Origin of the sequence: Maribacter sp., assembly GCF_016744255.1 — a bacterium.
Classification (GTDB): domain Bacteria; phylum Bacteroidota; class Bacteroidia; order Flavobacteriales; family Flavobacteriaceae; genus Maribacter_B.
In genome coordinates this window covers 1-19757 of record NZ_JADGES010000004.1, presented here as the reverse complement: position 1 = coordinate 19757, position 19757 = coordinate 1, and the positions used below count along the sequence as shown (strand labels likewise).

20 protein-coding genes and 1 riboswitch are annotated in these 19757 nt (G+C 33.5%); of the genes, 17 read left to right on the top strand and 3 right to left on the bottom strand.

The window, feature by feature from the left end; all coding sequences use genetic code 11:
• The first annotated feature begins 8 nt into the window (after positions 1 to 8).
• From ssb to gldD, 3 genes are read left to right on the top strand one after another with little or no spacing between them, the layout of a single operon-like run.
• Positions 9 to 476 (top strand): single-stranded DNA-binding protein, encoded by a 468-nt coding sequence (gene ssb, locus QZZ51_RS01585; protein WP_291864936.1) that lies wholly within the window; start codon positions 9 to 11, stop codon positions 474 to 476.
• A 17-nt stretch (positions 477 to 493) separates the two neighbouring features.
• Entirely contained in the window at positions 494 to 1822 is a 1329-nt protein-coding gene (locus QZZ51_RS01580) for a gliding motility-associated protein GldE (protein WP_291864933.1), read from the top strand.
• Positions 1812 to 2369: a gliding motility lipoprotein GldD gene (gene gldD, locus QZZ51_RS01575; protein ID WP_291864930.1), complete on the top strand. Its 558-nt coding sequence runs from the start codon at positions 1812 to 1814 to the stop codon at positions 2367 to 2369. The genes QZZ51_RS01580 and gldD overlap by 11 nt, the downstream gene beginning before the upstream one ends.
• A 5-nt stretch (positions 2370 to 2374) precedes the next feature.
• Here gldD and QZZ51_RS01570 read toward each other — a convergent pair whose 3' ends face one another.
• Positions 2375 to 2797: a hypothetical protein gene (locus QZZ51_RS01570; RefSeq protein WP_291864927.1), complete on the bottom strand. Its 423-nt coding sequence runs from the start codon at positions 2795 to 2797 to the stop codon at positions 2375 to 2377.
• On the bottom strand, positions 2794 to 3144 hold the full coding sequence (locus tag QZZ51_RS01565) for a heavy metal-associated domain-containing protein (protein ID WP_291864924.1): 351 nt from the start codon (positions 3142 to 3144) through the stop codon (positions 2794 to 2796). Before QZZ51_RS01565 ends, QZZ51_RS01570 begins: the two co-directional genes overlap by 4 nt.
• A gap of 375 nt (positions 3145 to 3519) precedes the next feature.
• On the opposite strand from QZZ51_RS01565, the gene QZZ51_RS01560 reads away from it, so the two are divergent.
• The 7 genes from QZZ51_RS01560 to QZZ51_RS01530 all read left to right on the top strand — a co-directional run bounded on the left by QZZ51_RS01560 (position 3520) and on the right by QZZ51_RS01530 (position 12260).
• A complete protein-coding gene (locus QZZ51_RS01560) occupies positions 3520 to 4398 on the top strand; it encodes a DMT family transporter (protein WP_291864921.1) in 879 nt (292 codons plus the stop codon).
• 95 nt (positions 4399 to 4493) lie between these two features.
• On the top strand, positions 4494 to 5246 hold the full coding sequence (locus tag QZZ51_RS01555) for a DUF2807 domain-containing protein (RefSeq protein WP_291864919.1): 753 nt from the start codon (positions 4494 to 4496) through the stop codon (positions 5244 to 5246).
• Between the two features lie 274 nt (positions 5247 to 5520).
• Entirely contained in the window at positions 5521 to 6159 is a 639-nt protein-coding gene (gene rplU, locus QZZ51_RS01550; protein WP_291864916.1) for a 50S ribosomal protein L21, read from the top strand.
• A gap of 42 nt (positions 6160 to 6201) precedes the next feature.
• Positions 6202 to 6462 carry a 50S ribosomal protein L27 gene (gene rpmA, locus QZZ51_RS01545; RefSeq protein ID WP_291864913.1) on the top strand — a complete coding sequence of 87 codons (261 nt, stop codon included), beginning with the start codon at positions 6202 to 6204 and terminating at the stop codon, positions 6460 to 6462.
• Between the two features lie 161 nt (positions 6463 to 6623).
• Entirely contained in the window at positions 6624 to 8183 is a 1560-nt protein-coding gene (locus tag QZZ51_RS01540) for a tetratricopeptide repeat protein (protein ID WP_291864911.1), read from the top strand.
• Positions 8184 to 8369: 186 nt separating this feature from the next.
• The gene (locus QZZ51_RS01535) at positions 8370 to 11186 is read left to right on the top strand and encodes a TonB-dependent receptor (RefSeq protein ID WP_291864909.1); all 2817 of its coding nucleotides are present in this window, start codon (positions 8370 to 8372) and stop codon (positions 11184 to 11186) included.
• A 63-nt stretch (positions 11187 to 11249) separates the two neighbouring features.
• Complete coding sequence (locus QZZ51_RS01530; RefSeq protein WP_291864907.1) at positions 11250 to 12260, top strand: phytase; 1011 nt, start codon at positions 11250 to 11252, stop codon at positions 12258 to 12260.
• Between the two features lie 166 nt (positions 12261 to 12426).
• On the opposite strand, the gene ahcY is transcribed toward QZZ51_RS01530, so the two are convergent.
• Positions 12427 to 13743, bottom strand: a complete 1317-nt coding sequence (ahcY, locus tag QZZ51_RS01525) for an adenosylhomocysteinase (protein ID WP_291864903.1) — start codon at positions 13741 to 13743, stop codon at positions 12427 to 12429.
• Positions 13744 to 13826: 83 nt separating this feature from the next.
• Between ahcY and QZZ51_RS01520 the strand changes: the two genes are divergently transcribed.
• The 7 genes from QZZ51_RS01520 to QZZ51_RS01490 all read left to right on the top strand — a co-directional run.
• Positions 13827 to 14459 carry a 4'-phosphopantetheinyl transferase family protein gene (locus QZZ51_RS01520; protein WP_291864900.1) on the top strand — a complete coding sequence of 211 codons (633 nt, stop codon included), beginning with the start codon at positions 13827 to 13829 and terminating at the stop codon, positions 14457 to 14459.
• A 67-nt stretch (positions 14460 to 14526) separates the two neighbouring features.
• A complete protein-coding gene (locus tag QZZ51_RS01515; protein ID WP_291864899.1) occupies positions 14527 to 14787 on the top strand; it encodes a hypothetical protein in 261 nt (86 codons plus the stop codon).
• A complete protein-coding gene (gene pnuC, locus QZZ51_RS01510; protein WP_291864897.1) occupies positions 14771 to 15406 on the top strand; it encodes a nicotinamide riboside transporter PnuC in 636 nt (211 codons plus the stop codon). The genes QZZ51_RS01515 and pnuC overlap by 17 nt, the downstream gene beginning before the upstream one ends.
• Positions 15367 to 15930, top strand: a complete 564-nt coding sequence (locus QZZ51_RS01505) for an ATP-binding protein (protein WP_291864894.1) — start codon at positions 15367 to 15369, stop codon at positions 15928 to 15930. The genes pnuC and QZZ51_RS01505 overlap by 40 nt, the downstream gene beginning before the upstream one ends.
• Positions 15927 to 17465, top strand: coding sequence for a DUF4301 family protein (locus QZZ51_RS01500; protein ID WP_291864892.1), 1539 nt, complete (start codon positions 15927 to 15929; stop codon positions 17463 to 17465). Before QZZ51_RS01505 ends, QZZ51_RS01500 begins: the two co-directional genes overlap by 4 nt.
• A 250-nt stretch (positions 17466 to 17715) precedes the next feature.
• Complete coding sequence (locus QZZ51_RS01495; protein WP_291864889.1) at positions 17716 to 17862, top strand: hypothetical protein; 147 nt, start codon at positions 17716 to 17718, stop codon at positions 17860 to 17862.
• A 254-nt stretch (positions 17863 to 18116) separates the two neighbouring features.
• Positions 18117 to 18211: riboswitch (TPP riboswitch) on the top strand.
• 88 nt (positions 18212 to 18299) lie between these two features.
• On the top strand, positions 18300 to 19757 hold a 1458-nt coding region (locus QZZ51_RS01490), incomplete at its 3' end, for a TonB-dependent receptor (RefSeq protein ID WP_291864883.1).

Genomic DNA, 19757 nt, shown 5'->3' with positions numbered 1-19757 from the left:
TAAAAATTATGAGCGGAACATTAAATAAAGTAATGCTAATTGGGCATTTAGGTGATGAAGTAAAAATGCACTATTTCGAAGGCGGTAACAGTATTGGTCGTTTCCCTATTGCAACTAATGAAACGTATACTAATAAACAAACAGGAGAAAGAGTTACTAATACAGATTGGCATAACGTTGTGGTACGTAATAAAGCCGCAGAAATCTGTGAAAAGTACTTAAGTAAAGGAGATAAAGTATATGTAGAGGGGCGTTTAAAAAATCGTCAATGGCAAGGAGAAGATGGTAATACTAGGTATACTACGGAGGTTCATGTGCAAGATTTTACTTTTTTATCTACAAAGAAAGAAAGTATGGCAAATGCACAAAGCCAGCCTCAGCAACAGCAACAGGCTGCGACAAGTAGTGCTAAACCAATGGCTCAGCAACCAGCTCAAACTAATGAGCCACAGCAAGAAGACGATTTACCTTTTTAAACCCTAAAATATAACTATTGGACCCTGACCCCCTTAGTTTATTGCTAAATTTTGTAGTATTAGATAGTGCTTTTGCGCTTAGAATTGGTACTCTAGTATTTTTGTTAATTTGTTCTGCACTTATCTCAGGTGCCGAAGTTGCTTTTTTTGGTCTTTCCCAGACAGATGTTAAGGAGATAGAGGAAGAAAAAACAGCAAAAGGAAGCCTTGTAGTTACCTTGTTAGAGAAACCAAAAAAGTTATTAGCTACTATACTAATTGCTAATAATGCCATTAATATTGGCATTGTTTTATTGTTTAATGTTATAGGAGATAATTTATTTTCGCATATTACAACCATTCTTTTCGGTTTTATTTCTGTCCGTTTTTTATTAGAAGTGGTAGTTGCTACTTTTCTTATTTTAATGTTCGGAGAAATTCTTCCTAAAGTATATGCTAATAGAAACAGAATAAGTTTTACGCAATTTATGGTATACCCTTTAAAGGTGTTAGATTTTATCTTTTCACCGCTTAGTTTGCCCATGCGTTCAGCGACTATCTTTCTTCATAACAAGTTAGGAAAAGAAAAATCTAATTTAAGTGTAGATCATTTATCACAAGCCTTGGAGCTTACTTCGGATGGAGATACTACTAAAGAGGAACAGAAAATTTTAGAAGGCATAGTTTCCTTTGGTAATACAGATACCAAGCAAGTTATGTGTCCTAGGATAGATATTTTTGCTCTTAATGAAGAAATGAAATTCTTAGAGGTTCTAGAAGAAATAAAAAAGAATGGATATTCTAGAATTCCTGTCTTCTCCGAAAACATGGATAATGTATTGGGAGTCTTATATGTAAAGGATTTGTTGCCTCATTTAGATCTTAAAATATTTAATTGGTTATCGCTTATACGCGAACCTTATTTTGTTCCTGAAAATAAAAAGCTAGACGATTTGTTGTTAGAATTTCAGGAAAAGAAAAACCACCTGGCTGTTGTGGTAGATGAGTATGGAGGAACATCGGGCATAGTTACGTTAGAGGATATAATAGAAGAGATTGTCGGGGATATAAGTGATGAGTTTGATGATGAGGATCTAATTTATTCTAAATTAGATGATTTTAACTATGTATTCGAAGGTAAGACCGCGTTAAAGGATTTTTATAGAGTAGTTAAGATTGAAGATGAGGACGATTTTGAAAATCAAAAAGGAGAATCAGAAACCATAGCAGGTTTTGTGTTAGAAATTGCAGGAAGCTTTCCCAAAAAGGGGGAATTAATTATTTTTAAAGAATATAAATTCGTGGTAGAAAGCTTAGATAAAAAGAGATTAAAACAAATAAAAGTAACCCTTCCGTATGAAGCTTAAGTCTGTTTATAGTTTGCTAGTTGTATTTGTTTTTTTAACAAGTTGCAAAGATGAAGTATTGCCTAAGCCTAAAGCAAAATTACGTTTAGAATATGCTCTTGGGGGAGTAAGGAAAGTAGAAACCAAAAATTTTGAATTTGCTTATAACGATAAAGCTCAAATAGAAAAAAAGAAAGAAAGCTCCTTTGTTATTAATTATCCAGAGATGAAAGGAGCAATTTTCATTAGTTATAAAAAGGTAAACAACAATTTAAAGAAGCTTGTTACAGATGCAGAAAGATTAAGTTACGAGCATGCTGTAAAAGCAGAAAGAATTCAGCCGCAAGTATTTAGTAATCCAGATAGCAATGTACATGGTGTTTTGTTCGAGGTTGTTGGTAATGCAGCCTCACAATCTCAATTTTTTGCAACAGATAGCACGCAGCACTTTATAACAGGTTCTCTTTATTTTTATACCAAGCCGAATTACGATTCTATTTATCCGGCGGCATCCTACTTAAAGGAAGATATCGGAAAAATAATGGAAACCCTGAAATGGAAAAATTAAATAGACTACTCTTTTAAAAGAGCCTCAGCATTAGCAATGCTAGTATTCATTAGGTTAGCCACTTCTTTAACTTTTGCTTCTTCTATGTCTAGTAATACTTGTTTTTCTGGAGTTAATTTTTTGCCGTTAATAATTTCATCAGAATCAAATTTAGAACCAAAATCTTGCATCCATTCCATCATAGATTTGTTTGCTTTTTGCAAATCTTTCATTGCTATGTCATATTGTGCGCCTGTTTCAGTGGAATCTATCATAGGTTTTAAAGTGCTAACCAATTTTCCTATTGTGCCCATTTTAGGCATAACTTCATCATGAATAGCCATTACTTGTTGCATTTGTGTTGGTTCTTGTGGTACTTTTTTTTCTTCTTTACAAGAGGTGTAAATTAAAGCTATTAGTGCAATTAGAATTGGTGTGTACTTTTTCATAAGTTTTTAATTTCAATGTTTTTTATAGTATAAATATAATCTTTGACTTTAGTGTCGGTAATTGTTTTTGTTATTACTGTTGTAGATGTTTTGGTAGTGTTAAAGGTTACGATGGCGTTTGCTTCTTCATAACTAACAACGGCCTTTTCTACTCCTTCTATTTTTAATAGATTTTCCTGTATGGCGTCCGCACAACCAGCTTGGCATGCCATACCTTTAATGGTAATTGTAGCAAGAGAGGTGGCTGGTTTTACTGCAGATTGTTCCGAGAAAGACAAACTTTTTTTGGAGCTGTTACAGCTATATACTGTAATAAAGCAAAGGAGCATAAAGGCTTTTAATCGCATATTTTTTTTATGAAGGTACAAAATTGCTGTTTTTTTCTTCCTTTTTTAGGTGTTAAATAATACAAACTAAAACCAGAGATAATTGTGAAAATTCAAAAAGAAAGGGGTAAGTTCGTAGTAAAAGGTTATTAAGATTGTCTCTGATTTTGATAACTCATTGTATGAGGCATCCAGAGAAAATCAAAAACCCACCATTTGTTACTTCTATATATTTGCACATTGGCAATTTTTTTATGAAGATAAATTAGCTTGATTATTATCTTTTAATACTTTAAGTTTAAGATTAGAAAACAAGAAGTAAAAATTAAAAAAATGACATTTTGGGTATACTTTATTAGAAAATAATGTGTCACATTTGTATAAAATTAATCTTGTTTGAATAATTATAAAAAGAAGTGGTTTTACCTTGTTTTACTTTCTTTTATTTGGGGTTCCTCATTTATCCTAATAAAGAAAGGGCTTGTTGGGTTTAGTTCCATACAATTGGGGGGGTTGCGTATTGTTTTTGCATCTCTTTTTTTATTCCTGTTTGGTTTACGAAGCTTAAAGACTTTAAGTTTTAGGGATTGGAAATGGGTAACAATAGCCGGGTTTTTAAGCTCTTTTTTTCCTCCTTTCTTTTTTGCAATCGCCCAGACAGAAATAGATAGCGGTGTTGCTTCTATATTAAACTCTATTGCGCCTTTAGGTACTACTCTGGTAGGAATTTGGCTTTTTGGATTGGCTATTACTAAAAGGCAGATACTAGGAGTTGTTATTGGCTTACTAGGTACAATGGCTCTAATTATTGTGGGTATGGAGTTTAGTCCAGAGCAAAATTATGGCTATTCTATTTTTATAATTCTTTCTGCCATAGGCTATGCTTTTAATATAAATATTATAAAAAAGCATTTAGCACATTTATCTCCTTTGGCTGTTACTACTGCGAGTTTTGGTGTGGTTGTATTACCTGCAATTGCAATGGTGGGTTATGCTGGTATCTTTACTGTAGATTTTCAGCAGCCAGAAGTTCAAAAGGCACTAGGGTATACTCTTGTTTTAGCATTGTTGGGCACTGCAATGGCTAATATATTTTTTAATAGATTGATACATATTTCTAGTCCGGTTTTTGCTGCATCTGTTACGTATACAATTCCTCTTGTTGCCATCTTCTGGGGTGTTTTGGATGGAGAAAAAATCAATTTTTATCAAATCATAGGAGGATTAATCATTCTATTTGGAGTGTGGCTGGTAAATAAAAAGAAGAAAGTATAGTCCTATTATATTTTTTAAGTAATATTCTAAAACTGTAACACTTTTAAATACCGATTGTCTTTATGCTGTATTAACCAATCAAAAATAATAGTAGCATGAAAACAAAAATAGGTGCGGTTCTCTTTTGGTGTCTAAGTCTGTTTGTGTTTCAGAATAGCAGCGCACAGGGAAAAATTATAGCTGTAAAGGCTTTTGATAAAGTTATTGTAAGCCCTCATATTGAAGTTGCTTTAGTGGAGGGAGATGAAGAGCAGGTGTTTATTGAAAAAGCCAAATTGCCAGAGCATAAAATTAATGTCGAAGTAGAGGGGAAGACCTTAAGGGTTTATCTAGAAGGAGCTAAAACTATTACTAAATCGGAGGACAGATATGAAAATGGAAGAAAGGTAAGCCGTTCTTTGTATGAAGGTACCATGGTGTCTGTTCGTATTAGTTATAAAAAATTACGAGCGCTATCTATTAGAGGAGAAGAAGTGGTTAATGTTATGAGTGCTATAAGTCAAAAGGATTTAAAACTTACTATATATGGAGAGTCCAAGGTTTATTTTAATTCTTTAACCGTAGACCAACTTACGGCTAGTATTTATGGAGAAAGTTATCTAGAGATTAAAGGTGGTTTAGTCCAAAAACAGGTGTATAGAGCTTATGGAGAAAGTGAAGTAAATACGGTGAGTTTAAATAACGTGTACACAAAAATAACGGCCTATGGAGAAAGTAACTTTAGAGTAAACGTATCAGGCCGATTAAAAGTTACTTGTTATGGAGAAACTACAATTAATTATACTGGTGATGCTGCCGTAGAGAAGGGTATAGTTATTGGGGAAGCCGAAATAAGAAAGGTAGGGTAACTATCTTATATATTTACATATAAAAGAGGGAGGTTTTTTAGACCTCTCTCTTTTGTTTTTGATTCTATTTAAAGGGTTGAAAACAATTTTTTGAGATGATATTTGAAGCCGTTTTTTAGGTAAATGAATAATTGGCTTCTATTTTTTTATGAAATTTAATACATTTTACGCTCAAATTCACTCGAAATTCCTTGTAAATTACCGGATTAACAGTATATTTGCAGCCGCCTATTTAAAAAATAGATAGGTTTTTAATAATAAATTAACACACGCTATGTACGCAATTGTAGAGATGGCAGGGCAGCAATTTAAAGTTGCGAAAGACCAAAAAGTGTATGTTCACCGTTTGCAAACGGAAGAAGGAAAAAAGGTAACTTTTGACAATGTACTTCTTCTAGATGACGGTAAGAATGTAACTATTGGCGCCCCAGCTATAGACGGAGCCACTGTTGAGGCCAAAGTCATTAAGCACTTAAGAAGTGACAAAGTAATCGTTTTTCACAAGAAAAGACGTAAAGGTTACAAAAAGAAGAATGGTCACCGCCAGTCTTTAACTGAAATCGTTATTGAGAGTATTGTAGCTTCTGGTTCTAAGAAAGCAGCTCCTAAAAAGGAAGCAGCTCCAAAAGTAGAAGCTAAAAAAGCAGCTCCAAAGAAAGCTGCTGGAAAAGCAGACGATTTAAAAAAGATTGAAGGTATTGGACCAAAAATTGCAGAAACTTTAATAGCTGCAGGTATTTCAACTTTTGCTGAATTAGCAGAAGCGAAATCGGAAAAAATATCTGAAATTATAGCAGGTGTTCGTGGTAATCACGTGACGGAAACTTGGCCAGCTCAAGCTAAATTAGCAGCTGAAGGCAAATGGGACGAGTTAAAAAAATGGCAAGACGAATTAGACGGTGGTAAAGCTTAATTGCTAAACTGCTTATGTATAACAATATAAAACCGTAACAAAATGGCACATAAAAAAGGTGTAGGTAGTTCTAAAAACGGTAGAGAATCAGAATCGAAACGTTTAGGTGTTAAGATTTTTGGTGGGCAAGCAGCAATTGCCGGAAACATTATCGTAAGACAAAGAGGAACAGTGCATAATCCAGGTGAGAATGTTTACCTAGGAAAAGATCATACATTACACGCACGTGTAGATGGTCTTGTAAAGTTTCAGAAAAAAGCAGGTGGAAAATCATTCGTTTCCATTGAGCCTTTTGAAGCTTAATTAGTAATTGCATTTAGGATAATAAAGGCCCTGACGATATCGTCAGGGCCTTTATTATTTATACAAAATAAACTTTTGGTAAACCAGCGCTAACCTCAATTTTACATACCAATAGTATATTGTGTCTTATTTGTTTTATGCGTCTATCTTTTCGATTTTTTTTGATTTTCTTGAATATTGGTTTCTTCTTACAGACTTTTGGTCAAGACCAAGACAGGAGTACCGCATTTGCCAATAAAGAGTTGGACTCCACTTTTTTTCTTTACAAGAAGCAATTGAAACTAGCCCAGATAGATAGTAGGGCAATAATTATCGCTCGGAAACATTGGGTGCTAGGAAAGTTTTATTTCAACGTAGGGGTGTTTTCAGAAGCTATGGGGCATTTTAACAAAGCTTTGATTCTATTGGATAGGTTTCCAAAAGATACGTTACAAATAACCGTTAAAAACTCAATGGGAAGGGTTGCTCTTTCACTAAAGAATTATAACCAAGCCATGTCTTATTTTGTAGAGGCAATTAAGAAGTCTAAGAAGATGGGCTATATAAGAGGACAGGCTATTTCTAAAGGTTTTTTAGGTACTTGTTTTGAAAAAAAAGGGGAGTATGCCGAGGCTTTAAAGTATCAGAATGAGAGCTTAGAACAGTTTCAATTAATCCATGATATTGAAGGGTTGTCTTTGGTTAATGAAAATATAGGAAGTATTTATGAAGATCAGGAGAACTATGCTTTGGCAAAAGAGTATTTTATAGTAGCCTATGACTATGTAAAAGATTCTAATAATGCAGATGAAGCTAACATTTTAAATAACCTAGGGGATGTTCATCGGAAAAAGGGAGATTATGAAAATGGTTTGTTCTATACAGAGAAGGCCTTGGCTATTGCTAAGAAAATAAAGGATAACCATCAAGTAGAAAGTGCTTATAAAGATTTATCTAAAACATATGTTTTACTAGGAGATTATAAAAAGGCATTTTCCCATTTGAAAGAATCGGAAAAAATCAACGAGGAAATATTTTACGCCCAAAATACAAATCAGCTGAATGTGCTTCAAACGGTGTATAATACTAATAAAAAAGAGGCAACGATTAAGTTGTTAGAACAGGAAAGTAAAGTTCGCAGTGCTCGGCAGAATTTATTATTGGTCATTGTTTGTTCATTGCTGGCAGTTTTGGGAGGGGTATTCGTTTTTGTAAGGAAGAAAAGGAAAATTCAAGAATACCGCCAACTTATACTAAAGGCTGAATTGGAAAAAAAGGAGATTGAAGAGGAAAACCTTCAAAAAGAAATACATTTAAAAACAGCTGCACTTTCAAAATATAGCCTACATCTTTCACAAAAGAACAAAATACTTTCTGATTTGTCTGCAACCCTCACGAATTTAGCAGATAGAAAAAACATGAATACTTCAGAAAAATTAAAAGGTTTAGTAAAAGAAATCAATTTTGATTTAAAACAGGATAAAGTGTGGGATGAGTTTATTTACTTTTTTGGCGATATCCACCCAAACTTTATAAAAAACCTATCGGCTCTTTCAAAAGACAATTTATCTCCAGCAGAATTACGGTTGGGAATGCTTTTACGTCTCAACCTTTCATCAAAGGAGATAGCTTCAATATTAAGGGTTACGCCAGACAGTATACGAGTTGCAAGACATAGGTTAAGGAAAAAATTAAATCTTAATCAAAAAGAGGAGTTGATTACTTTTTTGATTGCTTTATAGTCTACTTTGGATCATTCTCTTCTTTGGGGTTACGGTAGTGTAAATAAATCGTAATTGTTGCCTTCTTGTTTCTGTAAAATGTAATTCTATTTACACTTTGTTGCCTTGTGATTAACGCTCTAATGTATTGGTATATATAGATTTGTCAAAAATATAATTATTGATAAAATGAAAACGACCAACCTAATGAAACTATTATTTGTTACGCTATTTGGATTACTAAGTAACTCCATTGTAATGGCTCAAATCGGTAATATACAAGGCGCCATATCCGATGAAAATGGGATTTACGTTCCTGGTGCAAATGTTGTGATTTCCTCCTTGAATAAGGGGGCAATATCTAATTTTGATGGGAGGTTTACCTTAGTAGGTATTCCCGAAGGAGTCTATACATTAAAAATTTCTTATTTAGGATATGCAGATATTGAAAAAGAAGCTATTGTCACTGCTGGTAGGACTACCTTCATTTCTTTATTTGTAGTGCCGGAAAATTTAGAACTAGATGAAGTTCAAATAACAGCTTACGGTCTTAGTGGGCAGTCTAAAGCATTGAATACCCAACGCTCAAATATGAACATTACCAATGTAGTATCTACAGATCAAATTGGTAAGTTTCCAGATGCTAATGTTGGTGATGCATTAAAACGTATACCAGGTATTACTATGCAGGTTGATCAGGGAGAGGCAAGGAATATTATTGTTCGTGGTCTTGCCCCTCAGTTGAACTCTGTGACCTTGAATGGCAGTCGTATTCCTTCTGCTGAAGGTGATAATAGAAATGTTCAAATGGATTTAATTCCTTCGGATATGATTCAAACTATAGAAGTGAGCAAGGCAGTAACCCCTGATATGGATGGTGATGCCTTGGGCGGATCCGTGAATTTAATAACCCGTTCCTCTCCTCAAAATTTTAGAATTTCTGCTACTTTAGGATCAGGTTTAAGCTTTATTAATGACAAGCCTACTTATAATATGGGTTTTTTAGTTGGTGATCGTTCCAAGAATAGAAAATTTGGTTGGATGTTAGGTACATCTTATAATAATGTTGATTTTGGGTCTGATAATGTTGAGGCCGAGTGGGTAAACAAGGGGGAGAGCCCGTTGACAGGAGAAGATATAGAGGTGAGTCCTTTTGTGGAAGAATCTGATGTAAGAACCTATCATGTTCAACGTATTCGAAGAAGCTTCTCTGCTAACTTTGATTATGCTTTTAACACCAATAATACGGTATTCCTAAAGACTATGTATAATTGGAGGGATGATAGGGAAAACAGGTTTAGACTGCGATATAGAAAAATGGAACCTTTATTTGCAGATGGTACAGAGAACGTTATAGGTTATCAAGGTGAAATTCGCAGACAAACCAAAGGTGGTATAGATAATGACCGAAACAAAAACCGTAGATTAGAAGATCAGCGTATGCAAAATTATAGTTTTGGTGGTAATCATCTGTTCGGGAGCTTAAAAATGGATTGGATGGCATCTTACGCAAAAGCATCTGAAGAGCGTTTGAATGAACGCTATGCAGAATACGAATTAGGGGACGCCATTCCTATTTCGGCAAATTTATCTAATCCCAGGTATCCTTCATTTAAACCAGTCAATATTTCTGATGCTACATTGTTAAACTTTGAACTGAAAGAGTTTACCGAAGAAAATAAATATACGGATGAAGAAGATATAAATGCATTTTTGAATTTTAAACTTCCTGCAAATATTTTTGGTGCTGGTGATGGATTTATAAAGTTTGGAGGAAGATATAAGTCTAAAAGTAAAGTTCGGAATAATGACTTTTTCGAATACGAACCTACAGGAAATGGTTTTAATACTTTGGCAGATGTTGAGACAGCAGATTTAACCAATTCTAATTTTTTGGCTGGTAATCAATATGTAGCAGGGCAATTTCTTTCTAAAGAATTTTTGGGAGAGCTTAATTTTTTAAATAGTACCACTTTTGATAAAAGCTCAGTAGAAGACGAGTATTTGGCAGGTAACTATGATGTTGAAGAAGAGGTGTTTGCTGCTTATTTTATGCTTGATCAAAAACTTTCCGAAAAATTTTCTATGCTCGCTGGGTTAAGAATTGAAAGTACTAAGGTAAATAGTTTGGGAAATGAGGTTGTGTTTAATGATGAAGGTGATTTTGATAGTTTTAATAAAGTCAAAGATGAGAGCTCATATATTAATTTGATGCCTGGAGTGCATTTTAAATATAACCCTAGTAAAAATACAGTATTACGTTTTGCTTGGACTAATACTATTGCTAGACCTAACTATGTAGATTTGGTCCCTTTTAGGAATGTAATAAATGAGGATGAAGAAGTGGAGACGGGAAGCCCTGATTTAGATCCAACTACTTCAATGAATTTTGATGTTATCGCCGAGCATTATTTTAAATCTGTGGGTATTATTTCAGGAGGATTTTTTTATAAAAATATCAATGACTTTATCTACCCTTCTTTATCAACAGATGTAGCTACTGGTTATGATCTAAAAAAACCTTTAAATGGGGATAACGCTTCCATATTCGGTGCTGAATTTGCATTCCAAAGAAAATTAGATTTCCTTCCTGGGTTAGCGAGGAATTTAAGCCTTTATTTAAACTATACATGGCTTACATCTTCAACAAATGGTATTCGTAATGAAGATAAAGTTAGGAATGATGTTGATTTACCAGGTACTGCGCCAAATATGTTCAACGCTTCTTTGGGCTATGCGGATAAGAAATTCAGCTTACGTTTATCTGCAAACTATTCAGATGCTTATATTGATGAATTAGGGAGTAGTACCTTTGAAGATAGATATTACGATAAGCAGGTATTTGTTGATTTGAGTGCTTCCTATACTATAAATAAAAACCTTCGTATATACGCAGATTTGAACAATATAACCAATCAGCCTTTGCGTTACTACCAAGGTGTTAGTGAGCGTACACAACAAATTGAGTTTTATGAAAAGCGCTTGACCTTTGGTCTAAAGTATGATCTGTTTAAGAAGAAATAATAAAAGTTTATTACGAAACTGCCTTTCTTTTTGGAAAGGCAGTTTAATTTAAAACATATAAAAATGAAAAAGCTAATATACTTAATATGCATACTTGTGGTAACCATATCTTGTAACCAAAGTAAATTACCTGCGATTGAACCAGATGTTATTACGGAATTTACTGTCAATGATACCGATGACCCAGCAATATGGGTAAACCCAATGGATCCATCTAAAAGCATTGTTTTTGGTACAGATAAAGAAACGAATGGATCTATTTATGCTTTTGATTTAGATGGCAAGATTATCGAACAAAAGACCATCCGTAATATAGCACGTCCTAATAATGTTGACGTAGAATATGGGTTTAAATTAAATGACTCAACAGTTACAGATATTTTGGTGTTTACGGAGCGAGAAAAACAGCAAATTAGAATGTTTTCAGTGCCAGACATGAAGCCTTTAGATGGTGGTGGTTTTCCGGTTTTTAAAGATGAAAAGTTGCAAATTAATAGACTTCCGATGGGAGTAAGTTTGTACAAATCGCCTATAGACTCTACAGTCTATGCTATAGTGGGGCGTAAGAATGGACCATCTGATGGATATCTATACCAATATATGCTAAAGGCAGATAGTATAAATGTAAAAGCAACTTTAGTTCGAAAATTTGGATCGTTTAGTGGTCAAAAAGAGATTGAGGCGATTGCTGTTGATGATGAGAAAGGATTTGTTTACTATTCGGATGAAGGTGTTTGCATAAAGAAATATTACGCAGAACCTAGTATGGATACTAAGGAAATTTCTTGTTTTGGAGGAGAATACTTTATGGAAGATATAGAAGGAATTTCCATAGCAACCTATCCAAGAGGTAAGGGGTACTTAATAGTTTCAAATCAGCAACAAGGGGAGTTTAATATTTTTTCTAGGAAGGATAACTCTTTTATTAAGGCTGTGAATTTAACTACTCTCGAAACAGATGGTTGTGAGGTAGTAACGGTTCCATTAAATACAACTTTTTCTAAAGGTCTTTTTGTTGCTATGAATGATGAAAAGAACTTTTATTTTTACAATTTAGAAAAGCTAGGGTTGTAAAATGTACTATTCATGTTGCAATAAGGATTACAGCAGCATTCTTTTCATCCTTTTTTAGTATATAAAAAAGATATAGCAGAAAGCCTGATACTTTAGCAATTGCTCCAAAAAACAAAACCCTCGCAATATATTGCAAGGGTTTTTTTAGTATTGTAAAATATAGGGATTAATACCTGTAATATTCGGGCTTAAAAGGTCCTTTTACGGTAACGCCGATATACTCTGCTTGATCTTCTCTTAATTCCGTAAGTTCTACGCCTATTTTAGCCAAGTGTAATTTAGCAACCTTTTCATCTAAATGTTTAGGTAGCATGTATACTTCATTCTTATAGGCATCTCTATTGGTCCATAACTCTAACTGTGCTAGAGTTTGGTTGGTAAAAGAGTTACTCATAACAAAACTAGGGTGCCCTGTTGCACAACCTAGGTTTACTAAACGTCCTTCAGCAAGAAGAATAATATCTTTTCCGTCGATGGTATATTTATCTACTTGTGGTTTAATCTCTACTTTAGAGCTTCCATGATTTTTGTTTAACCAAGTCATGTCAATTTCATTATCAAAATGACCAATATTACAAACTACGGTTTTATCTTTCATAGCTTCAAAATGCTGCCCTTGAATAATGTCTTTGTTACCTGTAGTAGTAATTATGATATCTGCATTAGCAACAACAGTTTCTAGGCGTTTTACCTCAAAACCATCCATTGCAGCTTGTAGTGCGCAGATTGGGTCAATCTCTGTTACCGTAACAATAGAACCTGCGCCTTTAAAAGAAGCAGCAGAACCTTTGCCAACATCTCCATAACCACAAACAACCACACGTTTACCGGCTAACATAAGGTCTGTAGCACGTCTTATTGCATCTACAGCACTTTCGCGACAACCATATTTGTTGTCGAACTTAGATTTGGTGACAGAATCGTTAATATTAATAGCAGGCATAGGTAGTGTGCCATTTTTCATTCTTTCGTATAAACGGTGAACACCAGTAGTTGTTTCTTCACTTAAACCATTAATGCCAGCAGCTAGTTCTGGGTATTTATCTAAAACCATATTGGTTAAGTCGCCGCCATCATCTAAAATAAGATTAAGAGGTTTTTTGTCTTCACCAAAAAATAAAGTTTGCTCAATACACCATTCAAACTCTTCTTCATTCATACCTTTCCAAGCATAAACAGGAACTCCTGTTGCTGCAATTGCTGCTGCTGCTTGATCTTGTGTAGAAAATATATTACAAGAGCTCCAGGTTACATCTGCACCCAAGGATACAAGTGTTTCAATAAGTACTGCAGTTTGTATTGTCATATGCAAACAACCTGCAATTCTAGCTCCTTTAAGGGGCTGTTGGTTTTTGTACTCTTCTCTTAATGCCATTAAGCCTGGCATTTCTGCTTCCGCTAATTCGATTTCTTTTCTACCCCATTCAGCTAGGGAAATATCTTTTACCTTATAAGGCACATAAGAAGTAGTTTTGGTGCTCATATTCTTTTTATTTTTTACTTTCGTTACTAGGCATGGATATGCCGTTTATCAAACGCAAATGTACAAATAACTTAAATAAAAGGATGCCTCTTTATAAGACATTAGAAGTAAATTCATCGACGGTAGTTTATGTTTGGAAGATTCAGGAGTCTGAGAATGAGCTGTCTAGAAATATTGTTCTTACGGAAAATAGTGTTCGTAGACTTAAAGGAATGAAATCTGAAATACATAGAAAGGGATTTCTAAGTATTAGGCATTTAATGGCTGAGGCAGGTTATTTAGATACGGACATGTATTATGATGTAATGGGGAAGCCTCATTTAAAGGATGGAAATAAAATATCGATAACACATTCTAACCATTTTACGGGTATTATTGTAAGTAAAGATATTGAGGTAGGTATAGATATAGAAAAGCATAGAGATAAAATTTTAAGAATAGCATATAAATTTACCCCAATAGAAGAATATAAAACTATAGCCAATACGGGGGCTTTAGTTCGTAAGCTTACTGTAGTTTGGGGTTGCAAGGAGTCTTTGTATAAAATTTATGCACAAGAAGGGTTAAGTTTTTTAAACCATATAATAATAAATGATTTCGATTTAATAGAAGGTATAACCACAGGAGAAATAGTGTATTCTGGAGTACGTACAAAATATGAAATCACGTTTTTAGAATTCGAGGAATTCACATGCGTATTTGCATTAAAAGAATAACACATTTTTTTCTCTATATAGAAGTGTTATTAAAGGAGAATAGGTATTTTTATGATAAAAAAGGAATATGAATATTTCTGTAGAATTAACGTTTTCGCCTTTGCAGGATGATTATGAGTTGCATATTATTAATTTCATAAAAAAAGTAAGAAGTTCTGGTTTAACGGTATTAGAAAATCCGTTGAGTACGCAAGTATATGGGGGTTATGATACGGTTATGAAGGTGTTATTTGTAGACATAAAAGAAGCTTTTGAAATGATGGAGAAAGGTTTGTTGCATATGAAAATAGTAAAATCGGATCGAAGCGAGTATGAACCAAATTTTTGATTTTTTTATTGCACCCTATGAGGGTAGGGCTCTGTCTTTAATTATTTTAGAAACCGCAGCTTTCTTTTTTGGAATAGCCAGTGTGGTTTATGCTAAAAGAGAGGATATTATGGTATACCCTACGGGGTTAGTTGCAACAGTATTAACAACCTATATTTTCTTTTTAGATGGACTTTTTGGAGATATGATGATGAACTTTTACTTTTCCTTAATGAGTATATACGGTTGGTGGAATTGGTTGCGTATAAAAGGAGGTAAGGAAAAAATAGTTCAAATTTCAACTAACACTAGTAAAGAAAAAAGTATAGGCTTAGGAATGTTCTTTTTAACCATGCTTGTAACCTATGGGGTTTATAAAGGTTTTGGAGCAACGATTGAAATATCTAATTATATAGATATTTTTACGTCTGGAGTCTTTTTTACAGCGATGTGGTATATGGCCAATAAGAAAATAGAAAACTGGGTTTTATGGATTTTTGCAGACATAATAACCGTTCCTCTCTATGCTTATAGAGGTTGGGGTATGTTCTCGTTACAATATTTAATATTTACAATTTTAGCTATACAAGGCTATATAGAATGGAAGAAAAGTTTAAACAAGAACCTTCAGACGTTATAAAGATAGTCTTATTTGGTCCCGAGTCTACGGGTAAAACTACGCTGTCAGAACAATTAGCAAGATATTATAATACTGTTTGGGTACCCGAGTATGCTCGAGAATATTTGCAGAATAAATGGAATGAAGAGAGAAAAACGTGCGAGCCTTCTGATTTATTGCCCATTGCTGAAGGGCAAATGAGGCTAGAAAATAACCTTACTAAAAAGGCTTCAGAAGTTTTAATATGCGATACAGATTTATTAGAAACTAAGGTCTATTCTGAAGCCTACTATATTGGGTATTGTGATTCTATTTTAGAAAAGTATGCTCTAGAAAATACCTATGCTATTTATTTTTTAACGTATATAGATATTCCTTGGGAAAAAGATGACCTTAGAGATAAGCCAAACGATAGAGAAAAAATGTTTTTATATTTTAAAGAAACTCTCGAAAAATATAACCGAAAATTTATTACTTTAAAGGGGGATAAAAAAGAGCGTCTTTCAACGGCAATACAACATATAGATAAATTATTAAAAAAATGATGCAATTAACTGATAATGATATAACTCAATTAGAAAAAAAAGGAATTTCAAAAGAGAAAGTTAGAGATCAGATTGAAACTTTTAAAGAAGGGATACCATTTGTAGATTTAGAAAAGGCCGCAATTGTAGGGGATGGAATTTATAAATTTTCTGAAAAAGATGAAAATTCATTAATTAAATATTACGACTCTTTTCCTAAAGAATTGGCTGTGTTAAAATTTGTTCCAGCTTCAGGAGCAGCTTCTAGAATGTTTAAGGTATTGTTTAATTTTCTAGATTCTTATGACCCTAAAAAAGAATCTTTTCAGGATTATGTTAAGAGGACTGGAGATAAAGATATGCTCATATTCGCTAATGGTGTAGCAAATTTTCCATTCTATGAAAAGGTAAAGGAGGCAATAAAGGGCCAAACAAATAATGAAAATGAAGAACTTTATTTTTTTGTAAAACAATTACTGTCCGAAGAGGGCTTTAATTATGGATTCTTTCCAAAAGGACTCCTTCCGTTTCATGATTATGCAGATTTTGCAGCAACCCCTTTCGAAGAGCATTTAAAAGAGAGTGCTATGTATGCACAAACGAAAGGTAAGGCAAAATTGCATTTTACAATTTCGGAACAACATAAAGAAATGTTTTTGTCGGAATATGAAGCCATAAAAGACCGTGTTACTACAGCTACAGAAATAAGCTATGCTATAGATTACTCGTATCAAAAATCTGCAACAGATACTTTAGCGGTAGATATGGATAACAAACCTTTTAGAAACTCGGACGGTTCCTTATTATTTAGACCTGGAGGACATGGAGCTTTAATTGAAAATCTTAATGAGCAAGAAGCAGATATTATTTTTGTAAAAAATATTGATAATGTTGTTGTTCCTAAACACGTAGAAGAGCTGGCTAGTAGTAAAAAAATACTTTCTGGTGTTCTTTTACAGGTGCAACAGAAAGCTTTTAAATATGCAGAATTTTTAGAAAATAATTCTCCTAACGAAGAAGATATATTGAAAATTAAAAAATTCTTGGAGGATAGGTTAAATGTAAGATTCCTTGATACTTTTAATACGTATACAATTAAGGAGAAAACAAGAATTTTAGAAGATAAAATTAATAGACCAATACGTATATGCGGAATGGTTAAGAATGAGGGAGAACCAGGAGGTGGCCCTTTTTGGATTAGAGATACATCTGGAAGAACTTCATTACAGATTGTAGAATCTGCGCAAATAGATATGAAAAATGAGAAACAAGCATCTATTTTAAAAAATGCAACTCATTTTAATCCTGTAGATTTAGTGTGTGGGGTGCAAAATTATAAAGGAGAAAAGTTTAATCTATTAAATTATGTAGATTCTAAACAAGGATTTATTACCGAAAAAACAAAAGAAGGGAGAGAGCTAAAAGCATTAGAGTTGCCAGGCCTATGGAATGGAGCGATGGCGTATTGGAATACTATATTCGTTGAGGTTCCTTTGCTAACTTTTAACCCTGTGAAAACGGTAAATGATTTGCTTAAACCATCACATCAAGTATAAATTATTAAATAAGAAAAAAGAAAAAGCTGCATTTGCAGCTTTTTTTTTGCTTAAAAAGTGACCTTTTAAAAAAGGTAGTGTCTTAATATATGTAGAGCAAGTTATTCAAGACTTTTTTAAGCCAAACTAAAATGATTACAACAGTATTTGCAATAGTCGGAACCGTAACGTTTGTTACCTCCCTTTGCGTAATAGCCGCAATTTATTGGGAGAGAGATGAAGATTTGTATAAAGAACAAACAAATAAGTAATGAAAGAGTTTGGTAAATCTGTCGTTTTGGGAGTATTAACAATATTGGTTTGGATTCTAGCCAGTATAGAACTAAATACTTCAAAACATATAGAGAAAGATTTTAAGGTTATAGAAAACGATAAAAAAATAGAAAATCCTTTTTAGAAACACTAACCATTGACTATAAGGATACAACCAATTAATAAAGTTACAATGAGGTAGTTCCCCCTTTTTTTTTACTACTATTAATTTTTTACCAAAAGAGCTTTCATATAGAGTTTGAGTTAGTTATTGAGTATGATATTTATTTTTTTGGTTGGTTGTTAAGGGCTGCTTCGGCAGCCTTTTTTTATGTGTTTTTTGAAAAAGTTATTTTTTCTATTTTTTCTATGATAAATTAAATTGCAGTATTACATTTGCGGCATCTCAAAGGGGTGCTTACAATAGTAGGCTGAGATTATACCCAATGAACCTGGGCAGATAATGCTGCCAAGGGATGCGTTGAATATTATTTGGACTTATCCAAGAGGTGCATAGTGTACCAATAAATCAATTAAAAATTAGAATAATAGCCCCTTTTATTCGTAACTAATGTATTACGAATGAAAACTATTTTCACAACATTGGCAGTTTTTTGCCTAATTATGGGCATATCTGCCCAAGAACAACAAACAGATTCTTTAGAAGGAAAAAAGGTGATTCTCGATGAGGTTTTTGTATCCGCAGTAAGGGTAACCAAAGAGTCTCCTGTAACTTTTTCTAATTTAACTAAAGAAGACCTTAAGTCTAGAAATTTAGGGCAAGATATTCCTATTTTAATGAACTTTTTGCCATCTGTAGTAACCACATCAGATGCTGGTGCTGGTGTTGGTTATACTGGGATTAGGGTAAGGGGTAGTGATGCTACTAGGGTAAATGTTACTATAAACGGTATACCCTATAATGATGCGGAATCTCAAGGTACTTTTTGGGTAAACATGCCAGATTTTGCATCATCAGTCGAGAGTTTACAATTACAGCGAGGAGTGGGTACATCTACGAATGGGTCTGGTGCTTTTGGTGCTAGTTTAAATATTTTAACAGATGCTGTTTCAGAAGATACCTATGGGCAAATTTCGTCTTCTGTAGGTAGCTTTAATACTTTTAAAAATAGTATTAAATTTAGCACTGGATTGTTAAATAACCATATAGAAATATCTGGTAGATTATCAAAAATAACCTCGGATGGTTATGTCGACAGGGCATCTTCTGATTTAAAATCTTATTTTTTACAAGCGGCTTATGTGGATGAAAATACGCGTATAAAGGCATTGTCTTTTGGAGGCCATGAAATAACATATCAATCTTGGTATGGTGTAGATGCCGAAACATTAAAAACGGATAGAACAGCAAATGTTTATACCTATGAAAACCAGGTTGATAATTTTAAACAAGACCATTTTCAATTTCATTGGAATCAAAAGTATAATACCAAATGGTCTTCTAATTTAGGATTAAATTACACTAAGGGAAGAGGGTATTTTGAGGAATTTAAAGAAGAAGAAGATTTTGAAGATTATGATTTTCAACCAATCATTGTTGCTACGGATACTATAAAAACAACAGATTTGGTTAGAAGGCGTTGGCTAACTCCTGATTTTTATGTTGTAAACGCGAATGCTAATTTTAAGGAAGAAAAGATAAATTTAATTTTTGGAGGGTCATATAGTCTATATGATTCAAATCATTTTGGAGAAGTAATTTGGGCTCAGAATGCTGGAGGGTCTTCTATAGGAGATCATTATTATGATGGTACAGGAAAGAAAACAGATGCAAGTTTCTTTACAAAAGCAACATATAAAATAAGCCCAAAATTAATCGCGTATGGCGATATTCAAGCTCGATTTGTAAATTATAAGACAACTGGAATAACGTCTAAAAGAAAACCATTAGTTTTAGATGAATATTATACGTTTTTTAACCCCAAGGGTGGTTTAACATATAAAATGGATAAGAATAATAGTTTATACGGTTCTTTTGCCGTAGCGCAAAGAGAGCCTAATAGAGGGGATTTTAAAGGA

Excerpts from the sequence above, each read along its gene's own strand:
- ahcY (WP_291864903.1), bottom strand. The coding sequence starts at position 13,743 with ATGAGCACCAAAACTACTTCTTATGTGCCTTATAAGGTAAAAGATATT.
- QZZ51_RS01530 (WP_291864907.1), top strand. The coding sequence starts at position 11,250 with ATGAAAAAGCTAATATACTTAATATGCATACTTGTGGTAACCATATCT.
- rpmA (WP_291864913.1), top strand. The coding sequence starts at position 6,202 with ATGGCACATAAAAAAGGTGTAGGTAGTTCTAAAAACGGTAGAGAATCA.
- QZZ51_RS01570 (WP_291864927.1), bottom strand. The coding sequence starts at position 2,797 with ATGAAAAAGTACACACCAATTCTAATTGCACTAATAGCTTTAATTTAC.
- QZZ51_RS01515 (WP_291864899.1), top strand. The coding sequence starts at position 14,527 with ATGAATATTTCTGTAGAATTAACGTTTTCGCCTTTGCAGGATGATTAT.
- rplU (WP_291864916.1), top strand. The coding sequence starts at position 5,521 with ATGTACGCAATTGTAGAGATGGCAGGGCAGCAATTTAAAGTTGCGAAA.
- QZZ51_RS01565 (WP_291864924.1), bottom strand. The coding sequence starts at position 3,144 with ATGCGATTAAAAGCCTTTATGCTCCTTTGCTTTATTACAGTATATAGC.
- ssb (WP_291864936.1), top strand. The coding sequence starts at position 9 with ATGAGCGGAACATTAAATAAAGTAATGCTAATTGGGCATTTAGGTGAT.
- QZZ51_RS01520 (WP_291864900.1), top strand. The coding sequence starts at position 13,827 with ATGCCTCTTTATAAGACATTAGAAGTAAATTCATCGACGGTAGTTTAT.
- QZZ51_RS01555 (WP_291864919.1), top strand. The coding sequence starts at position 4,494 with ATGAAAACAAAAATAGGTGCGGTTCTCTTTTGGTGTCTAAGTCTGTTT.
- QZZ51_RS01500 (WP_291864892.1), top strand. The coding sequence starts at position 15,927 with ATGATGCAATTAACTGATAATGATATAACTCAATTAGAAAAAAAAGGA.
- pnuC (WP_291864897.1), top strand. The coding sequence starts at position 14,771 with ATGAACCAAATTTTTGATTTTTTTATTGCACCCTATGAGGGTAGGGCT.
- QZZ51_RS01505 (WP_291864894.1), top strand. The coding sequence starts at position 15,367 with ATGGAAGAAAAGTTTAAACAAGAACCTTCAGACGTTATAAAGATAGTC.
- gldD (WP_291864930.1), top strand. The coding sequence starts at position 1,812 with ATGAAGCTTAAGTCTGTTTATAGTTTGCTAGTTGTATTTGTTTTTTTA.
- QZZ51_RS01495 (WP_291864889.1), top strand. The coding sequence starts at position 17,716 with ATGAAAGAGTTTGGTAAATCTGTCGTTTTGGGAGTATTAACAATATTG.
- QZZ51_RS01535 (WP_291864909.1), top strand. The coding sequence starts at position 8,370 with ATGAAACTATTATTTGTTACGCTATTTGGATTACTAAGTAACTCCATT.